The 6,060-nt window shown below is 57.1% G+C and carries 5 protein-coding genes; all 5 read left to right on the forward strand.

Going from position 1 to position 6,060, the window contains the following annotated elements:
* Nucleotides 1-40 precede the first annotated feature (40 nt).
* The 5 genes from KP806_RS13865 (at nt 41) to KP806_RS13885 (ending at nt 5,802) form a co-directional block, all read left to right on the forward strand.
* A complete protein-coding gene (locus tag KP806_RS13865) occupies nt 41-1,663 on the forward strand; it encodes a hypothetical protein (RefSeq protein WP_224724286.1) in 1,623 nt (540 codons plus the stop codon).
* 96 nt (nt 1,664-1,759) lie between these two features.
* Nucleotides 1,760-2,824 (forward strand): DUF4198 domain-containing protein, encoded by a 1,065-nt coding sequence (locus KP806_RS13870; RefSeq protein ID WP_224724287.1) that lies wholly within the window; start codon nt 1,760-1,762, stop codon nt 2,822-2,824.
* 10 nt (nt 2,825-2,834) lie between these two features.
* On the forward strand, nt 2,835-5,021 hold the full coding sequence (locus tag KP806_RS13875) for a copper resistance CopC/CopD family protein (protein WP_224724288.1): 2,187 nt from the start codon (nt 2,835-2,837) through the stop codon (nt 5,019-5,021).
* 29 nt (nt 5,022-5,050) lie between these two features.
* Complete coding sequence (gene acpS, locus KP806_RS13880) at nt 5,051-5,521, forward strand: holo-ACP synthase (RefSeq protein WP_318153628.1); 471 nt, start codon at nt 5,051-5,053, stop codon at nt 5,519-5,521.
* Between the two features lie 56 nt (nt 5,522-5,577).
* Nucleotides 5,578-5,802: a hypothetical protein gene (locus KP806_RS13885; RefSeq protein ID WP_224724289.1), complete on the forward strand. Its 225-nt coding sequence runs from the start codon at nt 5,578-5,580 to the stop codon at nt 5,800-5,802.
* The last annotated feature ends 258 nt before the right edge of the window (nt 5,803-6,060 follow it).

Here is a 6,060-nt window from a genome sequence, read left to right on the forward strand (position 1 = left end):
CATTGGAAGAAAAAATAGGTCATGCGAGGAGAACTGTACAATGAGCTTTAAGGCCAGACAAACCGAAATTACGCTGAAAATAGCGGCAGCCGCGCAGCAGCTTCCGGTGCTGGGCAGCGGGCTGTGGTTCCATCACGATATCCGCGACAACTTTTATTATGCTTCTTATTTGTTTGCCGCAGCTGCCGATCATCCGGATTTGTTGCCGTTTGAGGCGGATGAAGCCAAGCAAACGGCTGAGGCCGTGCTGCTGGAGGTGCTTCGCCTGCAGGACAGGGATGAAGCCAGCGCCACTTATGGACACTGGCCGCTCCATTTGGGCAACGAGCCGCGTGGGGCAGCGCCGAATCCTTTGCCAGTGGAGCTGATGGGCAGTCTGATGGCTTATTTCTCCGACCGGTATCGTTCGCAGCTGTCCGCGCCGCTGAAGGAAGCCTTCGATGACGCTCTCGCGCACGTTTACCGGAGCCGTTTCTACAGCCAATCAGATAACGTATTCGGCCATCACGACGCGAAATATACGGCAGCGAAGCTGATCCTCGGACAGCGGTTCGGCGATGCCGCGCTGCAGGAGGAAGGGCGGCGCAATCTGCAGCTCACCTTGGATAATGTCCGCCGGTACGGCATGCATGAATACGGAAGCCTGCCGTGGTTTTGGCACTGGGTGCAGGCGTTCACATGCGCTTGGCAGTTGAGCTTAGACGAGGAAGACAAGGGTAAGCTTGGCGAAATGCTCGACTTTTTGTGGAACGAGCGGGCGTTATTTTATTTGAAGGGCGCATTCGTCGGCGCGCACTCGCGCGGCTTGAAGCATGATATCCCGCGGGACGGAAACGTTCTGCACGACTATGTCCAGTTCGGCGATTTTGCTCTTCCGGAAGCGATGCCCCGCACGGAATATGCCGGCTTTCTGTACTATGAAGCTCCGGCCGAGTCCCGTAAGCGGGCTCTCGAGCGGGAGGAGCCGGCAGAGGTGAGCAGAGTGATTACGAAGCAATCCGGTTCCGCTTTCGTTCAGCTTCACAGCTATGTATACATAACGAAGGATTTTGCTGCAGGCGGGGTTTGGGAGCGTTATGAGGAGTTCGATAACGAGCAGCACCGCTGGGACATATCGCTTCCGGTCGACAGTACCGACGGCGTGAACACGGCCTATTTCTTTCATCCATCCGGCACGGATGCCCTTCAAGATCCGCGTCATCAGACCGGGCATTCAGAGGTGCTTTTCCACAAAAATACGGTAGCGGCCATTTACCGGATTCCTGCAGGAGCGCAGGAGAGCATCGTCGGCGTACTGCCGAGAGCGGAATGGCTGTGCGAGCGGAGACTGCTGCTTGCGCAAGTCGGGCGCGTCTATTTGTCCGTACATATTATGCAGCCTTATACACTGGAAACGTTAGCCGACCGCTGCCTGGTCACGAGTGAAGGAGCGCTTAACGGCGTCGTCGTGGAGGCAATATCGCTGGAAACGGCGGAAAGTCTGGGATTAAGCGGCTTTGAGGCGTTCGCGGTGAACGCTCGTCAACGAAGTGCGGAATGGAGCGCAGGAGAGGCGTCCGGCGTCCGGTTTACGGCAATTGACCGGATGGAGCTTCAGCTCGGCGTCAAGGAAAATGGGGAAATTTTGCGCCTGATCGGCGGAAGTCCGGTGCTTTTCACATAATGTTCACAGGGATATAGCCCGATCGAGTCATGCGGCTGCTGCTTCCGGTTGATACAATTTGAACAGCTCAAACCAATCAATCGGAGGCTGAAAATGATGACATTTCGCAAAAAAACGGCCGGCTTCGCGCTAGCCGCCGCACTCATGCTGGGAGCGGCTGTTCCCGTATCCGCCCATGACGGCTGGACGCAGGTAAATTCACCGATCGTGGCGCAAGGACAGGTTTCATATGTGGAGCTGATGTACGGGAACCACTCGAACGAGCATAAGAGCTACAGGCTGGAAGGGCAGTGGGGAACCGACACCTCCAAGGTGTACGTGACGACGCCGGCAGGCGTGAAATCCGATATTACAGGCACGCGCTTCTATACAGGCGAGCCTTCTACGGAAACGACGCCGGCGAAAAACAATTATTTCGTGGCTTCGTTTAAATCAAACGTGCCGGGCGCATATATCGTTTCAACCGAAGGGGACAGTGTGTTCAAAAGCGCTGCCTCAGCAAGCCGTACCCTACGCAGCGCGAAAGCATTTGTAGCCGTCGGCGATATTCCCGTGCTTGACCGGGTGAAGGCGCTGACCGGCTTCTCCAGACAGGTCAGTCCCGACCGCGCGGAGCTGATCCCGCTGTTCAATCCGGCCGCGGCGACTCCCGGCGGGAAGGTCTCGATCCGGCTGCTGCTGAAGGGCGAGCCGCTTGCGGATACGGCGATTGACGTCATTCGCCGGAGCAATTCGGAGGCGATCGAGCTAGAGACGGACGCAAATGGCACCGTTACGTTTACGGCCGGCGCCGCAGACTATTATCTGGTCCGTTCCAAACCAAGCACCGAGGAAGCGAAGGCTGGCGAATACGATTTGACGAATTACGAAGCGACGATGACGTTTACGGTTCAGAACAAGCCGGTGCTGCTGCCCGGCGGCGCGGGAGCGGGTAAACCGTTCGTTTACGTCAACGGCAAAGCAGCTTCGCCAGCAACGATGAAGATTGAGCAGGGCGTTACGAAGGTGGACGCGGCATTCTTTCGCCAATATGTGGACAGCGGCTATAAGGGTGCAGGGCTGGTCGCTTTGAGAGCGGCTTCGACAGCTGCGGGCGCTTCGGTTGAATATTTTCCGGGCGTCGGCGGAACCGGTGCGGCCGTTTCGATTTATTTGAAATAAGGCAATGACGATGAAAAAAACGATTATTTTAGCTGTAATAACAGGTTGGATATGGGCATGCTTGCCGGGCTTCGTCTCGGCGCATGCCTATATTTCTGAGTCCTCCCCTTATGAAAATGCGGAGCTGGAAAGCTCGCCGTCCGTCATCCGGCTGACGTTCACCGAGAAGGTCGATGCGAAGCTGAGCTCTGTGACGCTTACGAATGCGGCTGACGGGAGCTCCGTTTCCGGCAAGCTGGGCAGCGGCGGCGATTCAACGCTGCTCTATACGATCCCGAAGCTTGAAAAAGGCATCTATAAAGTAAGCTGGCAGGTGCTGTCGCTGGATACGCATACGACCGACGGCTCGTATAAGTTCGCCGTAGGCGTGAAGCTGGGGCAGACAAAGCCCGACGATACGATCTCGCTGGACGGCGATACGGAAGCGGACGGCGGAGCAGCTCCACCGTCTGAGCCAGGCGGCGGTGGCTCGCCGGCTAAGCCGGCCGCGACGGCAAAACCAGTGCCGGTAAGGACGCCTGCACCATCGGCCGCCGCCCCATCGTCGTCGGCGGGCGGCTCGTCGACGGAGATGCCGGCTCGAGGCGATGACGCCGGCAGCGTCCGGCCATCGCCGGCGGACGAGACGGGCGGTGACGGCGGCACCGGTAAGGCGGGGGGAGCGGATGCGGCGCCTTCTCCGGAAAGCGCCGATGCGGAAGCGCTTGAGGCGGAGTCTTCCGCTGCGGAAGGCGGCGGGGGGATTGGCGCTGAAACCGGTCGGGATAACGGAGCGGAATTAAATCGCGATGATTTTTTGACGGCAGCGGATGAGGCGGAAGGAGAGGCAGAAGCGTCTGAAACGACTGGAACGGCTGATACGGTCGAAGCGGGGATGGACCGCGCTCATGCCGAAGGCTCGCATGAGCACGGCGGCGGTCACGGGCTGATGATTGCGCTGCGGATTTTGGATATTTTCGTTAGTGCATCGCTCGCAGGCATGCTGTTTTTCCGTTATATTCTGTGGCGCGGGGAGGAGCAAGCCCCTGCAGGGTTTTCGCTGCGGGCGGAGAGAGCTGCTGCGGCAGCCGCGGCACTCATATGGATCCTGTCCGGCTGGGTCAGGTTTTCTATGCTGTCGGAGCAGCTCGGCGGATTGCCTTTTTATACGCTAGCAAGCGAAACGATGATCGGCAAAATCGCCGTGCTGAGACCGGCGGGAGCCTTATTCCTGCTATTGCTCGCCTTCGCTCCCGCACGCGAGCGGCTGTGGGCGAACCGTGTGAAGTGGCTCGCAATCGCCGGGGTTATCGCGACCTTTCCATTGACCGGCCATGCGTATGCTTCAGTGAATGGAGCGGCGGCAGCTGTATTTAGTCATGCTTTGCATATGGGAGCAGCCGCAATATGGTTCGGGGGATTGGCCGGATTGCTGTCATTGACGTTCAGTCGTCAAGCGGCGGACGGGCTGAACCGGACAGCGGTCCGTTTCTCGGCATGGGCATTGCCCTGCATTGCACTGATGATCGTAAGCGGAGCATGGCTATCATTTGCCAGACTGTCCGCATGGTCCGAGCTGCTGTCGACCGCCTACGGCCGGTTGATCGCAGCGAAGCTAGGTTTGATGCTGCTCGTGCTTGCGATAGCCGCTTTGCATAAGCTTCTGTTAATGCCGAAGATTGCGGAAGCAGCGGCCAAAGGGATTATTTACGGCGACTCGCGCGGACATGCGGCGAGCCGAAGGCTTATGTTTGGAGTGCGGCTGGAGGTGCTGCTGGCGGTGTGCTTATTCGGTCTTGCGGGCTGGTTGTCTTCCAGCTCGCCGCCTATGGAGGCGGCAGGGAAGCAAGGGCAGGAGCCTTTCTACTGGCATGTCATGGGCGAGCAGGCGCATATGAGCGTTCGCATTTCGGATGAGAGTCCATCTCGGGTGCAGCAGGTCAGGCTTGACGTTTGGCTGCCGGAAGGAATGGGGCAGCCTGCAGCCGCATCGATGAACGTTGCCGGAGGTGCAGGTTCGTCACCGGACATCGAGCCGGTTGTGATACCGCTTGAGCTTCAGCCCTTGGAAGAGGAAAAGTTTGAGTTTCCGGGCTTTACGAAGTATACGTACCGTGCAGAAGGCATATTCGAAAGACTATCCAGCCCGGCTATGCTTACGGTTGATATAAGCGACAGCGCGGGAAATGACTTTCATTATGAAAAGAAACTCCAGTAACCGGCTGGTGCGGACAAGGGACAGATCGAATGACATCCGACACGCTTGACTTCATTCTGCCCATCTGCTACTCTCACCTTCAAGGAAAAGGCGGTGTAGGCATGATTATTGGCATCGGGCATGATTTATCGGATATTACGCGGATGAAGAAAATTTTGGAGGGGGCCGCTGGACGGCGCTTTATGGAACGGGTGCTTACCGTCAGCGAGCGGGTACTGGCAGAGCCCTGCCAAGGCGAGCGTCTTCACCAATTTACGGCCGGAAGGTTCGCCGCGAAGGAAGCGCTCGTTAAGGCTTTTGGCTGCGGGATCGGGCAGGTGCTCGGTTTCCAGGATATTGAAATATTGCGAGGAACGAGCGGCAAGCCTGAATGCAGACTTAGTGAAGGCGCCTGGGAGAGGCTGGGGCTTCACCCGGATGCGGTCCGTATCCATGTGACGATTACCCACGAGCGGACGCTGGCTTCCGCATTTGTCGTGGCGGAGCGGTTATTGCCGTAACCTTTTGCCCATACTTGGAATGTAATGTATGGAACGGGTATGGGGAGGAGACGGCGATGAGGGAGCGGCACCACAAGTCAAAGCGTCGTTTTAGAACGGGGCAGTGGGTGGAGTATGACGGACTGTATTCGGATGATTGGGGCGGGGATCTGGTGCTCGTCAAGGGCGACCTGTTCCCGGTACACCCGCAAATGGGCTCGACGGGCTGGACGTATGCGGGACAGTCGGTTGCATCTTACAGGAAGCCTTCGAGGCAGGACGATTATCTTTTCGGATATTAAGGAACAAAGCGGGCGAGCGTAAACGGGTGTCGACGTCCTTTGGCGGCAAAAGCTCACTAACGCGTAGAAATAGAAGTTAGTTATAAGCTCAATTTCAAAAAAGGATGCCGCCGGCTACAGTGCCGTAAACTGGCCCCTTAGTCAAGGACACTTTGAAAAAAAGAGTGTTAGGCCGCACTTAAGAGATGATTCCTGTATTGAACGAGGGCACTGAAAAACTTTCGTTTTTAAAATATGTAAGTACATCTCAAATGAAAA

Source organism: Paenibacillus vietnamensis, assembly GCF_020169515.1.
Taxonomy (GTDB): Bacteria; Bacillota; Bacilli; order Paenibacillales; family Paenibacillaceae; genus Pristimantibacillus; species Pristimantibacillus vietnamensis.